Origin of the sequence: Rossellomorea vietnamensis, from assembly GCF_008180415.1 — a bacterium.
Classification (GTDB): domain Bacteria; phylum Bacillota; class Bacilli; order Bacillales; family Bacillaceae_B; genus Rossellomorea; species Rossellomorea vietnamensis_C.
This window is the reverse complement of the sequence record NZ_VTEI01000003.1, coordinates 544,552-562,191: the sequence shown is the minus strand read 5'-3', so window position 1 is coordinate 562,191 and position 17,640 is coordinate 544,552. Positions and strand designations below refer to the sequence as shown.

Sequence of the window (17,640 nt, the reverse complement as noted above, 5' to 3'; positions counted from 1 at the left end):
GCAAACGTATGTGGAAGGGAAAGCAACAATAAAGGCGAAAAAAATTTCGTTGACTTTGTAATGTAAGATAAGAGCTCGTTTCAGAATTGAGAAACATGCTAGGAGTTCTGCAGCTTTCTTGGGGAAGATTGGGTTGAGTAACATAAAAGGGGAGTGAGAACGGATTAATTTGAAAGAAAGATTTTTGTGCTTAAGCAGAGTCAATTGGGTGGAGGTATGTACGAAGAGGTGCCGGTGCTGTGTTAATGAAAATAGTAGAATTTCATAAGGTCAGGTGTTGAATCACAGATCTAGTTCTAGGGAGCTGCAAATCAGCTGTAGTAGTAAGGCTCATATGTCCTGAGGTAATAAGCTTACTTACAAAAGCTTATTTTGGGCTAATATATGCTGTGTTGATCGGAGTCGCACACCTGTAGCGGAAATCAACTTTCATATCCTCTAAGTAACAAGGTTTGCTGTACTCAGCTCGTAAATTATTGACAAAAAAACAGCAGGAAAATCATTGACTGAATGCTCATTCAGTATATAATGGGAGTAGGGAACATTCTGAATATTAATTCCTTTTAAAATTTTGCGGCAAAGGGATAAGAAATCACGAAGAAGAGGGGGAGTCTGAAAGATGGATGTTTTGTTATGGATTAACTGGATTGCATTCATTCTTGTAACCGCTTACGCTGTCGGTTTGTTTGTATATGTTGTCAAGACAAGGATCGAGTTTATTAAGCTGGGGAAAAAGACTGAGTTCGACAATAATGTGAAAGAAAGAATGAAGAATATTGCTGTTAACGTTTTTGGACAGAAAAAGCTCTTAAAGGATAAAAAGAGCGGAATTATCCACGTCATGTTTTTCTATGGCTTTATCTTGGTGCAGTTCGGGGCAATCGATTTCATTTGGAAGGGACTGGCTCCGGGATCTCATCTGCCATTAGGCCCGCTGTATCCGGGATTCACGTTCTTCCAGGAGATCGTTACATTGATGATCCTTGTTGCGGTTGTGTGGGCTTTCCACCGCCGTTACGTTGAGAAGCTTGTCAGATTGAAGAGAGGATTCAAATCCGGGCTTGTCCTGCTGTTCATCGGCGGATTGATGCTTTCTGTACTTGTCGGAAACGGTATGGGGCTGATCTGGCACGAGCATGAACTGGGATGGTCTGAACCTGTAGCGTCATTAATTGCCGGAGGACTTGGCTGGATTGGTGAAACAGCTTCCATCGTCATTTTCTATGTATCCTGGTGGATTCACTTGCTGTTCCTGCTCGCATTCCTTGTGTATGTTCCGCAGTCCAAGCATGCTCACTTGATTGCCGGTCCGGCTAATACTTATTTTCAGCGTTTGGACAATCCGGGGAAACTGCGTCCGATTGATTTTGAAGATGAATCAGCTGAAAGCTTCGGTGTAGGAAAAATTGAAGAATTCAATCAGCTGCAGATGATCGATTTCTATGCGTGTGTGGAGTGCGGCCGCTGTACGAATATGTGTCCGGCTACCGGCACAGGCAAAATGCTGTCACCGATGGATTTGATCGTTAAGCTTCGTGACCATTTAACGAACCATGGGGCGGCGGTTACATCGAAAAAACCTTGGGTTCCAACGATGGCATTCAATCATACAAAAGGAAACCAGCTGGCAATGGCTTCTGCCGGGCAGGGTGCTGAAGAAGCAGCAGCTTCACTTGAGTACAGCCCGAGCCTTATCGGAGATGTTATCACAGAAGAAGAAATCTGGGCTTGTACTACTTGCCGTAACTGTGAAGATCAATGTCCGGTAATGAACGAACATGTTGATAAAATCATTGACCTTCGCCGTTATCTTGTACTGACTGAAGGTAAAATGGATGCGGACGCCCAGCGTGCGATGCAGAATATCGAACGCCAGGGAAATCCTTGGGGACTTAACCGCAAAGAGCGTGAAAACTGGCGTGAGGGACGTGAAGATGTTCACATCCCGACTGTGAAGGAAATGAAGAAAGCCGGAGAAGAGTTTGAATACTTGTTCTGGGTGGGTTCAATGGGCTCTTTCGATAATCGAAGCCAAAAAATCGCCCTTTCATTTGCAAAACTTTTAAACGAAGCGGATGTGAAATTCGCAATCCTTGGAAATAAAGAGAAAAACTCCGGGGATACACCGCGCCGATTGGGTAACGAATTCTTATTCCAGGAACTTGCGACAAGCAACATTGCGGAATTCGAAAAGAACGAAGTGAAGAAAATCATCACGATTGACCCGCATGCTTATAACATTTTCAAAAATGAGTATCCGGACTTTGGCCTCGAAGCAGAAGTGTATCATCACACGGAGGTGCTGGCCGAGCTTGTGAGAGAAGGACGCTTGAAGCCTCAATATGAAGTTAATGAAACGATCACGTTCCATGACTCCTGCTACCTTGGCAGATACAACGAAGTCTATGACCCGCCGCGTGAAATCCTTAAAGCGATCTCAGGCGTCAGCCTCGTTGAAATGGAACGAAACAGACAAAACGGAATGTGCTGCGGTGCCGGCGGCGGCTTGATGTGGATGGAAGAAGACAAGGGCCACCGTGTCAATGTTGCTAGGACTGAACAGGCGCTTGAAACCAATCCTTCCGTTATCAGTTCAGGATGTCCTTACTGCCTGACCATGCTGTCAGATGGTACGAAAGCGAAGGAAGTTGAAGATAATGTATCAACGCTGGATGTGGCGGAACTTCTTGAAAAAGCGGTCTGCGGCAATCCGAGTGATACAACAATTGCTTCCTGATGAGCAAATAGTAATAATTTTCAGGTTAGTTGTTCCATTCATACTATTTTTAATTTAGAATAGAATGGTAAAGGCTTACAAAAGGTAGTTAGAATTTAGAATAAAAAGGGTCTGGTCCCGGATAGTATCGATTCGATGTTATGGCTGCCAGGCCCTTTCTTTACTTGCTGGCCTTGAGCGAGCGTTCAGTCGAAATTTTTGTAAGCGGTATCAATTGTGAGAAAATTATAGATTGATAGAAAAGGAGAGATAGAAATGGGGAAAACAGTCATTCTTGATGGTGCTCGTACACCTTTTGGTAAGTTTGGTGGAAGTTTGAGTTCTTTTACAGCATCTGAGCTGGGAGGATTTGCGATAAAAGAAGCGTTGAAAAGAGCTGGTGTCGAAGGAAGCGAAGTAGAAGAGCTCATTCTTGGGTCGGTTCTTCAAGGCGGACAAGGACAGCTCCCTTCCCGCCAGGCTGCACGCCATGCAGATCTTCCTTGGAATGTACGGACCGAAACGATCAATAAAGTATGTGCTTCCGGCATGAGAAGTGTGACAATGGCTGATCAAATCATCCGTGCTGGGGATGGTGAAGTGATTGTAGCCGGAGGAATGGAATCCATGTCCAATGCTCCTTACATTTTACCGAAAGCGCGCTGGGGAATGCGCATGGGTGATTCACAAGTGAAAGATTTGATGGTGCATGACGGACTGACTTGCAGTTTCAATAAGGTTCACATGGGCACATACGGAAACAGCACGGCAAAAGAGTTTGATATTTCCCGTGAAGAACAGGACCGCTGGGCTAAGCGAAGCCACGAATTTGCAGTAAAGGCTGCTGATGAGGGAAGGCTTTCCGAAGAAATAATTTCAGTTGAAGTGCCTCAGCGCAAGGGTGAGCCAGTTACGATAAGCCAGGACGAAGCACCACGAAAAGACACATCTACAGAAAAACTATCCAAACTGTCCCCTGTTTTTGGCTCAGATGGAACGATTACAGCCGGCAATGCACCAGGAGTAAATGATGGAGCTGCCGCTATGGTCCTGATGAGTGAAGAACGTGCCTCTAAAGAAGGAAAGGAACCGTTAGCTTACATCCTCGGCCATACGGCTATAGCATTGGAAGCGGAAGATTTCCCGCAGACTCCAGGATTAGTCATCAATGAATTATTGAAAAAGACAGGAAAACAACTTGAAGAAATTGATTTATTCGAGATAAATGAAGCATTTGCCGCAGTTGCCTTAACAAGCGGTAAAATCGCCAACCTTGATGAAAATAAAGTGAATGTCAACGGAGGTGCCGTTGCTATCGGCCACCCAATCGGAGCCAGTGGTGCCCGGATCATTTTGACACTTGCCTACGAACTGAAGAGACGCGGAGGCGGAATCGGGATTGCTTCCATCTGCTCCGGCGGCGGCCAAGGAGATGCCATCATGATCGAGGTGCCGAAGAAGTAGGCATAGCGGTGTGCTGGATAGGGCGATGTCGGTGTCGGATTATGTCGCTTGGCCGATAAATTCTAAAAATCGCCGATAACTGTCTGATTTTCGCCGATAAAAATAAAAAAACGCCGATAAACAGCCTGTAATCGCCGATAAACATTCAAAACCGCTGACACAAACAACAAAATCACCACTCAAGTTCCAAACAAAGGGGAGAACAAATACATGAGTATCAAAAAAGTAATGGTAGTGGGAGCGGGACAAATGGGCTCTGGAATCGCCCAAGTCTGTGCCCAGGCTGGATTCAAAGTAAAACTGAACGACTTGAAAGAGGAGTTAGTACAAAGAGGGATGGGTGTCATCACGAAGAACCTTTCCCGTTCTGTAGAAAAAGGAAGAATGACAGAAGAAGAGAAAGATAAGGTGCTGGCGAATCTTACTCAGTCAACCGATCTTAATGACGCAGGCGATGTCGACCTTGTAATAGAAGCCGCTGTTGAAAACATGGAAATCAAGACAAAGATTTTTAAACAGCTCGATGAAATTGCTCCTGAACATGCCATCCTGGCGACTAACACTTCATCACTTCCCATAACGGAGGTGGCAGCCGCGACAAGCAGACCGCAAAAAGTAATCGGAATGCATTTCATGAATCCGGTACCTGTGATGAAGTTGGTGGAGATCATCCGCGGCCTTGCTACAACGGATGAAGTATATCAAGAGATCGAGGAAATGACGAAAACATTGAATAAAGTCGGCGTCGAAGTGGAAGATTTCCCTGGATTTGTTTCTAACCGGGTATTAATGCCGATGATCAATGAAGCAATTTACACACTTTATGAAGGGGTCGCTACGAAAGAGGCCATCGATGAAGTGATGAAGCTTGGGATGAATCACCCAATGGGACCGATCACACTGGCAGATTTCATCGGCCTTGATACTTGCCTCTACATCATGGAAACCCTGCATGAAGGGTTCGGCGATGATAAATACCGTCCGTGTCCGCTGCTCCGCAAGTATGTAAAAGCAGGCTGGCTTGGCAGGAAGACAGGCAGAGGCTTCTACAGTTACAAGTAACTTTTGGAATTGAAGGCTTTGGCTACCTTATATAGCAGTAATGAATACTAAACAGGTTTTTTTAAAAAAAAGGCTCTGTTAAAGAGTGTTGTTGTTTTTCAAAGGGTATGTTGACTTCCACTCCGGGTGTACGACTCCGCGGGGCGGGCGCTGAGCCTCCTCAGCTTCGCTTCCGGGGTCTCACCTGTCCCGCTAGTCCCGCAGGAGGTCGAACACCCTCCGCTCCAGTCAACATATCTGGAGGAAATGAGAATCCATTGTAAATTGGAAGAATCAATTTTTCTATACAAACACTGGGTAGATTCACAATAGCATTAATTGGGGACCAGCAAATTGATTAACTCCCATTCTTTTGGTTCTTAATTGGTATGAAACCAAAACATCTAATAACAACAATATTAACTAACAGAGCCAAAAAAAGCCGGACTAAAAACCCGGCACCACTTGTACAAACATCGGGGAGGAAAACAGAATGGATTTACGGTTCACAGAAGAACAGCAAATGATGAGAAAGATGGTCCGCGATTTCGCGCAGACAGAAATCGCACCGTTTGTTGAAAGAATGGAAGCGGGAGAGTTTCCCAGGGAGATTCTCAAAAAAATGGCCGACCTCGGCTTGATGGGAATAACGATTCCTGAGAAATACGGCGGATCTGAAATGGATTTCACTTCGTATATCAGTGCCATCCATGAATTGTCGAAGGTAAGTGCAACGGTCGGGGTCATCCTGTCAGTGCATACATCGGTCGGAACCAACCCGATCCTTTACTTCGGGACCGAGGAGCAAAAACAGAAGTATGTGACAAAGCTGGCATCCGGAGAGTACCTCGGAGCTTTCTGCCTGACAGAACCGAGTGCGGGGTCTGATGCGGGAAGCCTGAAATCACGGGCGGTGAAAAAAGACGATCATTATGTGATCAATGGCTCTAAGGTTTTTATCACAAACGGAGGCGAGGCGGATGTATACATAGTCTTTGCTTCGACTGATCCGGATAAAGGCGGGCGCGGGGTTTCAGCGTTTATTGTTGAAAAAGATACACCTGGACTCATCATCGGAAAAGATGAAAAAAAGATGGGGCTCCACGGTTCCAGAACAGTGCAGCTTACGTTTGAAGATATGAAAGTTCCGGCGGAAAACCTTTTAGGAGAAGAAGGGAAAGGGTTCAAGATTGCGATGGCCAACCTGGATGTCGGCCGTATCGGCATCGCTGCACAAGCGTTAGGAATCGCTGAGGCAGCCCTGGAGCATTCAACCTCCTATGCGAAAGAACGAGTTCAATTTGGAAAACCGATTGCAGCCCAGCAGGGAATCGGGTTTAAGCTTGCAGACATGGCAACGAGCGTGGAAGCGGCCAAACTGCTGGTCTACCGGGCGGCCAATATGAGAAGTGAAGGTTTGAACTGCGGAAGAGAAGCATCGGTCGCAAAGCTTTTCGCCTCTAAAGCAGCTGTAGATGTAACAACCGAAGCGATCCAGGTGTACGGCGGATACGGCTACACAGAAGAGTATCCGGTAGAACGACTTTTCCGTGATGCCAAAGTAACTGAAATCTACGAGGGAACAAGCGAAATCCAACGAGTCGTCATCAGCAAACATCTCTTGAAATAAATAGCACATTAACACACTAAAGCACTAAAAGAGGCTGTCTAAGCTCCAAAACTAGAACTACTACCTAATAATCAGACAAACGGGGGAAGAGAAATGAATTTCAAACTATCAGAAGAACATGAAATGATCCGCAAAATGGTGCGTGACTTCGCAAAGAATGAAGTGGAACCGACTGCTGCAGAACGTGACGAGGAGGAGCGCTTTGACAGAGAGCTTTTCGATAAGATGGCGGAGCTTGGTCTGACAGGGATTCCCTGGCCGGAAGAGTACGGTGGAATCGGCAGTGACTACCTTGCTTATTGCATCGCGGTTGAGGAGCTTTCAAGAGTATGTGCTTCTACAGGCGTAACATTATCAGCTCATACTTCCTTGGCTGGGTGGCCGATCTTTAAATTCGGTAATGAGGAGCAGAAGCAGAAGTACCTTAAACCCATGGCGCAGGGTGAAAAAATCGGCGGCTACGGTCTGACTGAACCAGCTTCAGGATCCGATGCAGGAGGAATGAAAACGACTGCCAAGCTTGACGGTGACGATTATATTTTAAACGGATCAAAAATCTTCATTACTAATGGAGGTATCGCTGATATTTATGTGGTATTTGCATTGACGGATCCTTCTCAAAAACAAAGAGGAACATCAGCGTTCATTGTTGAAAGCGGCTTTGAAGGTTTCTCAGTAGGCAAGAAAGAAAAGAAACTCGGAATCCGTTCTTCACCAACAACGGAAATTGTGTTCGATAACTGCCGCGTGCCAAAAGAAAACCTCTTAGGACAGGAAGGAGAGGGCTTCAAAATTGCTATGATGACGCTTGATGGAGGGCGTAACGGAATCGCAGCCCAGGCAGTCGGAATCGCGCAGGGTGCACTTGATGCTTCCATCGCCTATGCCAAAGAACGTGAACAGTTCGGAAAGCCGATTGCAGCAAATCAGGGAATCTCATTCAAAATCGCGGATATGGCAACAGGCATCGAAGCTTCCCGCTTACTGACATACCAGGCAGCATGGCTTGAGTCAGAAGGACTTCCTTATGGAAAAGAATCTGCGATGTCCAAGTTGATGGCCGGAGATACGGCTATGAAGGTGACAACAGAAGCAGTTCAGATTTTCGGAGGCTACGGCTATACAAAGGATTACCCAGTTGAGCGTTATATGCGCGATGCGAAAATTACGCAGATTTATGAAGGAACCCAAGAAATCCAGCGTCTAGTCATTTCCCGTATGGTGACGAAATAATTTCTTTAATTTGCAAGATGTTGGACGTTTTCTATAGGTGCCAATGAAAATTTTTCAACTTTTTATTAATATGTGTTAATTGGAGTGGAAGGTGTGGAATCTAACGGGAAAAAATGTGACGTCTAGTTCCAGCGCCTAGCCCCTCCGGGTCAAATAACCCTGAGAGAATAAAAGGAAAACCGCCTTTTTTTCTCTCAGGAACATTTGCCTGTCGGGGCTGATCAAGGCGCTTCCACTTTTGGTATTAAGGGAGAAAAGGTGGTCAAATAAAGGCGGTCGGTTAATGTGAATAAGAAGAGGGAAGTTCATGCTTCTGTCAAAGATGAACGGCTTGTCGAAAAAAGGCGGGACGAAATGATCCGCGGAGCAGTCTCGCTTTTTAAATTAAAGGGGTTTCACCGAACAACAACCAGAGAGATTGCCAAAGCAGCCGGGTTCAGCATCGGCACACTGTACGAATATATCAGGACCAAGGAAGACGTCCTTTACCTGGTTTGTGACAGCATTTACGAGCAGGTTCGGTTACAGCTGCAGGGAATGGATACAGATCAGGGGACGCTTGTCAGCCTGAAGCTTGGCATCGATCACTATTTCCGGGTCATGGACAGTCTGCAGGATGAAGTGCTGGTCATGTACCAGGAGGCTAAATCACTGTCTAAGGACGCCCTTCCGTATGTCCTGCAAAAAGAGCTTGAAATGGTCGGGATGTTTGAGGCCCTGATCAAAAAATGCTGTGAAAATGGCGAGCTGGCACTGGATGAAGACAGGATTCACATGCTGGCACAGAATATTTTCGTCCAGGGGCAGATGTGGGGATTCCGCCGCTGGGCGCTTCAGAAAAAATATTCATTGGAAAAGTATATCGAGCTTCAGACTGATCTGCTGTTTTCGGGAATTAACGGCTTTTTAGACTAGGCTCTTTTCGTAAACTTTGGTGCTTTTCAATTTGAAATTGGCAGGTAGGATAACACCATAATTCACCTGAAATATCCTAGTAAGCAAGAAAGAAAAGAGCTACTCACTCCGATTAGGGAGAAACCTTAGTATACGGTGATATCCGAAAGCAACAATTCCTGCGAAAATAGCCTTAGACTAGTATGCGAACAGGGGGAGAACTATGAGCACTGTTGAAATTTATAAACCAAAGCATCATGTCCGTTTCGTTACGGCATCCAGTTTGTTCGACGGGCATGACGCATCCATCAATATCATGAGAAGAATCATTCAGGCGAGCGGGGCAGAGGTGATTCACCTTGGTCATAACCGTTCCGTGGAAGAGGTGGTCAATGCGGCGATCCAGGAAGATGTCCAAGGGATTGCGATTTCTTCTTATCAGGGCGGCCATGTTGAATACTTCAAATATATGTACGATCTATTACAGGAAAGAGGCGCTTCACACATCCGGATTTATGGAGGAGGAGGCGGTGTCATCATCCCGCGGGAAATTAAGGAGCTTCATGCTTATGGAATTGCGAGGATCTTCTCTCCTGAAGACGGAAGGACCAAAGGCCTTCAAGGGATGATCAACGGAATGATTGAAGAGTGTGATTTTCCAACGGTCACTTCTTCTGTTGGTGAGCAGCTGGAAAAATTGCAGGCGGGAGATATCAATACCGTTTCAAAGCTGATTTCATTGGCAGAATACCAGATCAATTCCAATGAAGAAGCAGCTGCGACGGCCCAATCCGTACTCAGTGAAGTGAAGTCGCTGGCAGCATCCGTTCCTGTTGTTGGGATTACAGGGACAGGGGGCGCGGGGAAAAGTTCACTTACAGATGAATTGATCCGCCGCTTCTTGAATGAAATTCCGGAGAAAAAGGTTGCGATTCTTTCTATCGATCCGACAAAGCAAAAAACAGGCGGAGCCCTTCTTGGCGACCGTATCCGTATGAATGCCATCTTCAATAAACGTGTATTCATGAGGAGTTTGGCGACACGCGGATCGAAGACAGAGCTTTCCTTGGCGATCAAGGATTCTATCAACGTCGTGAAAGCGGCAGGCTATGATCTTGTAATTGTCGAGACATCCGGTATCGGGCAGGGGGATGCGGAAATCGCGGAAATCTGTGACCTGTCCATGTATGTCATGACAAGCGAATTCGGTGCCCCTTCACAGCTGGAAAAAATCGATATGATTGATTTTGCCGATTTGATTGTCATCAATAAGTTTGAACGCAAAGGTTCAGAGGATGCAAGAAGACAAGTGCAGAAGCAGTATCAGCGCAGCCACATGCTGTTTGACAAGGATCTGGATGCAATGCCGGTGTACGGAACAATTGCCAGCCAGTTCAATGATCCAGGCACAAACGCGTTATTCGCCGCACTGGTTGATAAAATCAACAGTAAACTAGGCTTGGAGTGGTCAACGCCATTTTCAAAAGATGTCGATGTTGAAAAGCAAAATGTCATCATTCCGAATAACCGCCGTTATTACTTGAGAGAGATCTCCGAAACGGTGAGAAATTATCATAGAAAAGCGGAAGAGCAGGTTGGCTTCGCACGCAAAATGTTCCAGCTTCAAGGAGCAATTGAAGCAGTGAAGGAGCAGGAAGCAGATGAAGAAGTGCTGACTTCCCTTGAAAACCTTAGAAAAAATGTGGAAGAGAAGCTGACTGCTGAATCCAAAAGGATCCTTGATGGCTGGGAAGAATTCAAAGAGAAATATGGTGCAGACCAGTATATAACCAAAATCAGGGATAAAGAAATCATCACTGAATTGAAGACAAAGAGCCTTTCGGGGCTGGATATTCCAAAGGTTGCTCTTCCAAAATATAAGGACCTTGGTGAAATCCTCGGCTGGGTTTATAAAGAAAATGTTCCTGGGGCATTTCCTTATACAGGAGGGGTATTCCCGTTCAAGCGCAAAGGTGAAGATCCGAAACGACAATTCGCCGGTGAAGGGACGCCGGAAAGAACGAACCGGCGCTTTCATTATCTCTCCAAAGATGATGATGCCAAGCGCTTAAGTACGGCATTTGACTCGGTAACACTGTATGGTGAAGATCCGGATCACCGTCCTGATATTTATGGTAAAGTCGGGGAAAGCGGTGTCAGCATCTGTACACTGGATGATATGAAGAAGCTGTATGATGGCTTCGACCTATGCGCGCCTTCAACTTCTGTATCGATGACAATCAATGGCCCTGCGCCGATCATTTTGGCCATGTTCATGAATACAGCCATCGACCAGCAGGTGAAAAAGAAGGAAGAAGATCTGGGCAGAACGCTGAATCTGGAAGAATTCACAGAGGTGAAGGAAGCGACACTGAACGTAGTGCGGGGGACGGTTCAGGCAGATATTTTAAAAGAGGACCAGGGACAGAATACGTGTATCTTCTCAACTGAATTCGCTTTAAGAATGATGGGAGACATCCAGCAGTACTTCATCGATCACAAAGTAAGAAACTATTACTCTGTTTCGATTTCGGGCTACCATATTGCAGAAGCGGGAGCCAACCCGATTTCACAGCTGGCTTTCACGCTTGCCAACGGATTCACGTACGTGGAGTACTATTTGAGCAGGGGCATGGATATCAATGACTTCGCTCCGAATCTATCCTTCTTCTTCTCGAATGGACTTGATCCAGAGTATACTGTCATCGGAAGGGTGGCACGCCGTATCTGGTCGACCGTCATGAGAGATAAGTATGGTGCAAATGAACGAAGCCAGAAGCTGAAGTATCACATCCAGACTTCCGGGCGCTCCCTGCATGCACAGGAAATCGACTTCAATGATATCCGTACGACATTGCAGGCGCTGATGGCTCTGCAGGATAACTGTAACTCGCTTCATACGAATGCATATGACGAAGCGATCACGACTCCGACAGAGGAATCGGTCCGCAGGGCTATGGCGATCCAGATGATCATCACGAAAGAGCACGGATTATCAAAAAATGAAAATCCGCTGCAAGGATCCTTCATTGTGGAAGAGCTGACAGATCTTGTGGAGGAAATGGTGCTGACAGAATTTGAACGCATCAACGACCGCGGCGGTGTACTAGGGGCGATGGAGACGCAATATCAACGAGGCAAGATACAGGAAGAGTCCATGTTTTATGAAATGAAAAAACACAGCGGCGAACTTCCGATTGTCGGAGTGAACACTTACCTCAATCCAAACCCGCCGTCGGAAGATCAGATGGACAGCATGGAACTTGCGCGTGCTACGAAAGAAGAAAAAGAAACACAGATTACGAACTTGAGAAGCTTCCAGGGATGCAATCAGGACACGACAGAAGAATCATTGAAGAAGCTGAAGGAAGCGGCAGTCAATGATGGAAATATCTTCGCTGAACTGATGGAAACCGTCAAAGTCGCCAGCCTTGGCCAGATTACAAGGGCCCTGTACGAAGTGGGCGGCCAATACAGAAGAAACATGTAATTCCTCATCACCAACTGATCCAAAGGATTCCTCCTTTGGATCAGTTTTCCTCTTATCTGGAAACTTTAGTCCTTTAAAGCATAAAGAGGGACTGTCCCTCTTTATGCTTTAAAGGACTAAAGTGCCGGAGTAATTCCAATTTTTTAACACAGATTTAATATTACGGAGGGGAATTTTCTACTATAATAGGAGAAGAGTAATGTTTTGAAGCACAGGACATATGGCAGGGAGTGACATTGTGAAATATTTGCTTAGATACGGCCTGTTCTTGGCAGGGTGCGGCCTTTCATTTTATTTATATCAACACCTTTTGGGAGCAATTCCGTTGCTGCTGCTGGCTTTCTACTTCTTTTACGAAGCTTTCAGCGAAATATACGCTAATGCAATGAAACAGCGTCATACTGAACTAGAAAAAGGGGAAACGCCCTAAAGCCCGGAACCTGCGGAGTTTTTAAAGGTAATTCCCTTTTCATAACCCCTATCTTTTCCCCACCCATACTATCACCGTGAACACTTGATTTCCCTTATGATGAAACATGGAAAAAAATAAAAGAAAAATGGCATAAATCTAGCATAAACCCATTCATATTGTTTATAATGAATAATATGGTTTCAGGCAAATTCGTGAATTATGCCCTTTTATTCATTCTATCAGGCTCTTTTCGCAAAGCTGCTGCTGTGAATATCCAGATTGCTTTTTATGCTATCCATGGGAAAAAAAGCAGATGCAGCGATAACCAGAATACCCTTTTAATAGAATGTGAAATAGAGAAAGGAAGTGCGTCATATGAAATTAAAGCAATTATCGACTGAAGAATTGCGTCAAAAATCCTTCATAGAATTAGCATTTGAATTGCTTACAGAAAAAAAGCAGGCTGTGACATTTAATGATTTGCTGAAAGAAATGGGAAAATTGCAGGAATTATCACAAGAGGAAGTCCGTTCCCGCATGGTTCAGTTTTACACTGACCTTAATGTTGACGGCCGTTTTATTGCAATGGGCGAGAACCGCTGGGGAATCAGGGCATGGTATCCTGTTGACCAGATTGAAGAAGAAACGGTTCCGACAATGAAAACCCGTAAAAAGAAAGCTAAAAAGGCTGATGTTGAAGATCTTGATGAGGATTTTGAAGAAGAAGATCTGGACTTTGATGACCTCGATGACCTGGATGAAGAAGATCTGACAGCTGTTGATGATGACGACGATGATGACCTCGACGACGATGAAGATCTGGACGCGGATGATGAGGAAATCGACGAAGAATTGATCGATGAAGATGAGTATGATCTTGAAGATGACGAAGAGGATGAAGATCCCGAAGAAGAAAGTGAAACAGAAGAAGACAAATAATCAGTTCTTGACATCTCATGTCGAGGAAGGTAGTATGTTATTTGGGCTCCTTTTAAAAGGATCAGACTATTAACTCAACGCTCCCCTTACTACGGTAAGCGGGGGCGTTTTTTGTTTTTTGCACCCCTTTCATACTGTTTCATAATGAGAATGCTCCAACGTTCCCTGGTTGATCTTGGATGAAGGCCGCCGGGCAGGATGTATGAGTATTTTTATAAGGATTTTTTAAGAGATTGATGTTTTTTCAGCTCTGCCGCTAGTCCCTGGAGCGAAAATCAACTATCTTTTTTAGAATGTACACCTCCATAATGAAACAGTCCTTGGATTAATTTCATCGTAAGAGATTAATGTTCAGCCATGCTGAACATACTTTTTTTAGACACTAACTTGAAGAAGGGGGTACTTTGCATGACAAAGTATATTTTTGTAACAGGCGGTGTAGTTTCATCGTTAGGAAAAGGAATTACAGCTGCATCACTTGGAAGACTATTAAAAAACCGCGGGTTGAAAGTGACGACCCAAAAGTTTGATCCTTATATCAACGTGGACCCTGGTACAATGAGTCCTTATCAGCATGGAGAAGTTTTCGTGACAGATGATGGTGCCGAAACGGACCTTGACTTAGGACATTACGAACGTTTCATCGATATTAACCTGAATAAATACAGCTCTGTGACAACAGGTAAAATTTACTCCACTGTATTGAAAAAAGAACGCCGCGGAGACTATTTGGGCGGAACCGTTCAGGTTATTCCACATATAACAAATGAAATCAAAGAAAGAGTTTTCCGTGCGGGTAACGAAACCAATGCGGATATCGTCATCACGGAAATCGGCGGAACAGTAGGGGACATCGAATCCCTTCCATTCCTGGAAGCCATCCGCCAGATCAAAAATGATGTCGGACGCGACAATGTTATGTACATTCACTGTACGCTTGTTCCTTACATTAAGGCTGCCGGTGAAATGAAAACAAAACCGACCCAGCACAGTGTGAAAGAACTGAGAAGCCTTGGTATCCAGCCGAATGTCATCGTCGTGCGTACTGAAATGCCGATGACTCAGGATATGAAAGATAAAATTGCCTTGTTCTGTGACATCGATGAACGTGCCGTTATTGAAGCGATGGATGCGGATACTCTATATGCTGTTCCGATTGCCCTTCAGGAACAAAAACTTGATCAGCTTACCTGTGATCATTTGAAGCTTGACTGCGGTGAAGCGGATATGGCTGAGTGGAATGAACTCCTTCACAGAGTCCGTAATTTAAGCAAAAAAACAAGAATTGCCCTTGTCGGTAAATATGTCGAGCTTCAAGATGCTTATATTTCCGTTGTGGAAGCACTGAAGCATGCGGGTTATAACTTCGATACGGATGTAGAAGTGAAATGGCTGAACTCGGAGCTGGTGGATTCTGAGAATGTCGCCGAGCTGATGAGCGATGTAGATGGCATCCTGGTACCGGGTGGATTCGGTGACCGTGGTGTCGAAGGGAAAATCATCGTGACTAAATATGCACGTGAGAACAAAGTACCTTTCCTTGGCATCTGTTTGGGAATGCAGCTGGCGTCTGTTGAGTACGCCAGAAATGTTCTGGGATATGAGACAGCCCACTCCGCTGAGTTGAACGCAGAAACCCCTTATCCGATCATCGACTTGCTTCCTGAGCAAAAAGATATCGAGGACCTTGGCGGAACTCTTCGTCTTGGGTTGTATCCATGTAAACTCATTCCGGGAACAAAAGCGTATGAGGCTTATGCAGGCGAGGTAGTATACGAGCGCCACCGCCACCGTTATGAATTCAACAATCACTACAGAGAAGAAATGGAAAAGGCTGGATTCATCTTCTCAGGGACAAGCCCTGACGGCAGATTGGTGGAAATCATCGAGCTTGCGGATCACCCGTGGTTTGTGGCATCACAATTCCATCCGGAATTCACTTCACGCCCAACCCGCCCGCAGCCGTTATTCCGTGATTTCATCAATGCGGCTTTGGAGAATGCTGAATAATAATTGTGCAGATTAGAAAGAGCCGGTTCCCTGCGGGGGCCGGCTCTTTTGGTTCATAGTCCTGAAAACCACGGACCATGCCGGGGTTCCAGAGAGGTTATAAGGTGGTGTGGGAAATCTCCCTCATAATAGGATAAGCAGATTTCCCTATCATTTGGTTTCGTTCTAGCAGGAAATATTCCCTGTGGCAGCCATGAGTAGTTGTATCTATAAGCGGAATTTCCCACTTAAATACAGCAAAATCTATCTCCGCATGATTTTTAGAGAATAACGGAATTTTCTCCGCTTATTTCTAACTGTTTTTCGTGCTTTTTTCTTAAATAAGCGGAATTTCTCCCCTTATTTCGTAAAACTTTTTTACAGGGATTAAATTGCTAGAGAATACCCTTCATTGGGTCTTATAGGCCGAGTCCGGTAAGGTAGGCTTCCAGCGGCAGAACAAACCACCAGCTTACAGGTGGTCTGCCGAGTATATGAGCACTATTTTTATTAAAGGAATGCTTGGTATCAATACTCCTCCAGCATTTCTTCGAACGAAAATTTTATCAGGAAGTAGATATAAAGTGCGGCCATACTGGATGGGAACCCTACGCGCTCGCCTAATTCCTCCCCGGGAAGCATTCCCTTTATCAATTTGGTATCGATGTGGATATCGGCCAGTTCTGCAAGGCTGTCTCCCTCTGTCGAAACGGTGCCGGAAATTGCCGCGAACGGAACCCCGTTATCAACGAGCTGATTCGCAAGTGAAACGGCTTCTTCATCAGTGGAAAAACGGGAAATCAGCAGCACCCTGTCCGCTTCAGAAACATCATCCACAGTGTCCAGGGCTTTAGCTCCCTGAAGCGGTTCGCGGCCGTGAACCGCTTCGAGAGTAACACTTTCCATTTCGGCAAACCCTTTGATGAAAATATTTCCTTCACCAATGGAGGCCTGTGCAAGAAGGCGCGCGCCGTCTTCAATCGAAAATTCTTCTTTATCGGCTATCCGGTTAAAAAGTCCCGATAGCTGTGTAGTAAACATTTTGATCATGGTATGTACTCCTTTGAAATGATTGATTTTTTTCTATCCGGCAGTGAATTAACTGCTTCATATGTACTAAATTATAAAAGCGGAGGATCTGGATGTAAAATTATCAGGAGAAGAAGGATTATGCTTGTCTTTTGTAGAAGTATACTTGAGGGTTAATATACATTATACTTATCATTTTTAATAGATGCTGTTCTCTGAAAAGGTGTTTAAATCCGCCTGAGATGGCAGTGACCTGGATTCGCATGCTGATCACAAAAGTATACTGCCGGCTGGAAGCAGCAATGTTGAAGACTATAATTATAATATGAGGCATCCGGAATGGAACTAAAGACGGAAGCTTTTACCACGTTTCAGTTGTTATTAAGAGGGGAAGAGGTGGATTAGATGAAGGAGAACATCCTCATTGTAGATGATCAATTTGGTATCCGAATCTTATTGAACGAAGTATTGCAAAAAGAAGGCTACAACACTTTTCAAGCGGCCAACGGTCTTCAGGCTCTTGATATAGTTGATAAACATTCCCCTGATCTGGTCCTGCTTGATATGAAGATCCCGGGAATGGATGGCATTGAAATTTTAAAAAGGATGAAGGAAAAGGATCCTGATATCCGCGTTATCATCATGACGGCTTATGGTGAACTTGATATGATACAGGAAGCTAAGGACCTTGGGGCGATTACTCACTTCGCCAAGCCGTTTGATATTGACGATATCAGACAGGCAGTGAAACAGTACGCTACGATGTAACCCCTTCCAAAAAATTGAAAATAATGAATAATACT

Annotated in this window: 12 protein-coding genes; 11 read left to right on the top strand and 1 reads right to left on the bottom strand. The window is 45.0% G+C overall.

Annotated features, from left to right (window positions below; genetic code table 11):
• Positions 1 to 619: 619 nt before the first annotated feature.
• The 10 genes from FZC78_RS08805 (at position 620) to FZC78_RS08750 (ending at position 15,829) form a co-directional block, all read left to right on the top strand.
• A complete protein-coding gene (locus FZC78_RS08805) occupies positions 620 to 2,737 on the top strand; it encodes a 4Fe-4S dicluster domain-containing protein (RefSeq protein ID WP_148939324.1) in 2,118 nt (705 codons plus the stop codon).
• A gap of 255 nt (positions 2,738 to 2,992) precedes the next feature.
• On the top strand, positions 2,993 to 4,180 hold the full coding sequence (locus FZC78_RS08800) for an acetyl-CoA C-acetyltransferase (RefSeq protein ID WP_148939323.1): 1,188 nt from the start codon (positions 2,993 to 2,995) through the stop codon (positions 4,178 to 4,180).
• Between the two features lie 210 nt (positions 4,181 to 4,390).
• Positions 4,391 to 5,242, top strand: a complete 852-nt coding sequence (locus FZC78_RS08795) for a 3-hydroxybutyryl-CoA dehydrogenase (protein WP_148939322.1) — start codon at positions 4,391 to 4,393, stop codon at positions 5,240 to 5,242.
• A 472-nt stretch (positions 5,243 to 5,714) separates the two neighbouring features.
• On the top strand, positions 5,715 to 6,851 hold the full coding sequence (locus FZC78_RS08785; RefSeq protein ID WP_148939320.1) for an acyl-CoA dehydrogenase: 1,137 nt from the start codon (positions 5,715 to 5,717) through the stop codon (positions 6,849 to 6,851).
• Between the two features lie 93 nt (positions 6,852 to 6,944).
• The gene (locus FZC78_RS08780; RefSeq protein ID WP_148939319.1) at positions 6,945 to 8,084 is read left to right on the top strand and encodes an acyl-CoA dehydrogenase; all 1,140 of its coding nucleotides are present in this window, start codon (positions 6,945 to 6,947) and stop codon (positions 8,082 to 8,084) included.
• 285 nt (positions 8,085 to 8,369) lie between these two features.
• Positions 8,370 to 8,999: a TetR/AcrR family transcriptional regulator gene (locus tag FZC78_RS08770; RefSeq protein ID WP_148939318.1), complete on the top strand. Its 630-nt coding sequence runs from the start codon at positions 8,370 to 8,372 to the stop codon at positions 8,997 to 8,999.
• A 202-nt stretch (positions 9,000 to 9,201) separates the two neighbouring features.
• Complete coding sequence (gene icmF, locus FZC78_RS08765; RefSeq protein ID WP_148939317.1) at positions 9,202 to 12,468, top strand: fused isobutyryl-CoA mutase/GTPase IcmF; 3,267 nt, start codon at positions 9,202 to 9,204, stop codon at positions 12,466 to 12,468.
• 238 nt (positions 12,469 to 12,706) lie between these two features.
• On the top strand, positions 12,707 to 12,898 hold the full coding sequence (locus FZC78_RS08760; RefSeq protein WP_148939316.1) for a hypothetical protein: 192 nt from the start codon (positions 12,707 to 12,709) through the stop codon (positions 12,896 to 12,898).
• A gap of 357 nt (positions 12,899 to 13,255) precedes the next feature.
• Positions 13,256 to 13,819 carry a DNA-directed RNA polymerase subunit delta gene (rpoE, locus tag FZC78_RS08755; protein WP_148939315.1) on the top strand — a complete coding sequence of 188 codons (564 nt, stop codon included), beginning with the start codon at positions 13,256 to 13,258 and terminating at the stop codon, positions 13,817 to 13,819.
• 408 nt (positions 13,820 to 14,227) lie between these two features.
• Positions 14,228 to 15,829 (top strand): CTP synthase, encoded by a 1,602-nt coding sequence (locus FZC78_RS08750; protein WP_148939314.1) that lies wholly within the window; start codon positions 14,228 to 14,230, stop codon positions 15,827 to 15,829.
• 507 nt (positions 15,830 to 16,336) lie between these two features.
• Here FZC78_RS08750 and FZC78_RS08745 read toward each other — a convergent pair.
• Positions 16,337 to 16,858 carry a DUF2529 domain-containing protein gene (locus FZC78_RS08745; protein WP_148939313.1) on the bottom strand — a complete coding sequence of 174 codons (522 nt, stop codon included), beginning with the start codon at positions 16,856 to 16,858 and terminating at the stop codon, positions 16,337 to 16,339.
• Between the two features lie 384 nt (positions 16,859 to 17,242).
• Here FZC78_RS08745 and FZC78_RS08740 point away from each other — a divergent pair, with 384 nt between their 5' ends.
• The gene (locus FZC78_RS08740; RefSeq protein ID WP_148939312.1) at positions 17,243 to 17,605 is read left to right on the top strand and encodes a response regulator; all 363 of its coding nucleotides are present in this window, start codon (positions 17,243 to 17,245) and stop codon (positions 17,603 to 17,605) included.
• Positions 17,606 to 17,640 lie beyond the last annotated feature (35 nt).

What these genes read in the sequence shown, in the direction of transcription:
- FZC78_RS08750 (WP_148939314.1), top strand. Translation starts at nt 14,228, where the DNA reads ATGACAAAGTATATTTTTGTAACAGGCGGTGTAGTTTCATCGTTAGGA.
- FZC78_RS08795 (WP_148939322.1), top strand. Translation starts at nt 4,391, where the DNA reads ATGAGTATCAAAAAAGTAATGGTAGTGGGAGCGGGACAAATGGGCTCT.
- FZC78_RS08745 (WP_148939313.1), bottom strand. Translation starts at nt 16,858, where the DNA reads ATGATCAAAATGTTTACTACACAGCTATCGGGACTTTTTAACCGGATA.
- FZC78_RS08780 (WP_148939319.1), top strand. Translation starts at nt 6,945, where the DNA reads ATGAATTTCAAACTATCAGAAGAACATGAAATGATCCGCAAAATGGTG.
- FZC78_RS08800 (WP_148939323.1), top strand. Translation starts at nt 2,993, where the DNA reads ATGGGGAAAACAGTCATTCTTGATGGTGCTCGTACACCTTTTGGTAAG.
- icmF (WP_148939317.1), top strand. Translation starts at nt 9,202, where the DNA reads ATGAGCACTGTTGAAATTTATAAACCAAAGCATCATGTCCGTTTCGTT.
- FZC78_RS08805 (WP_148939324.1), top strand. Translation starts at nt 620, where the DNA reads ATGGATGTTTTGTTATGGATTAACTGGATTGCATTCATTCTTGTAACC.
- rpoE (WP_148939315.1), top strand. Translation starts at nt 13,256, where the DNA reads ATGAAATTAAAGCAATTATCGACTGAAGAATTGCGTCAAAAATCCTTC.
- FZC78_RS08785 (WP_148939320.1), top strand. Translation starts at nt 5,715, where the DNA reads ATGGATTTACGGTTCACAGAAGAACAGCAAATGATGAGAAAGATGGTC.
- FZC78_RS08740 (WP_148939312.1), top strand. Translation starts at nt 17,243, where the DNA reads ATGAAGGAGAACATCCTCATTGTAGATGATCAATTTGGTATCCGAATC.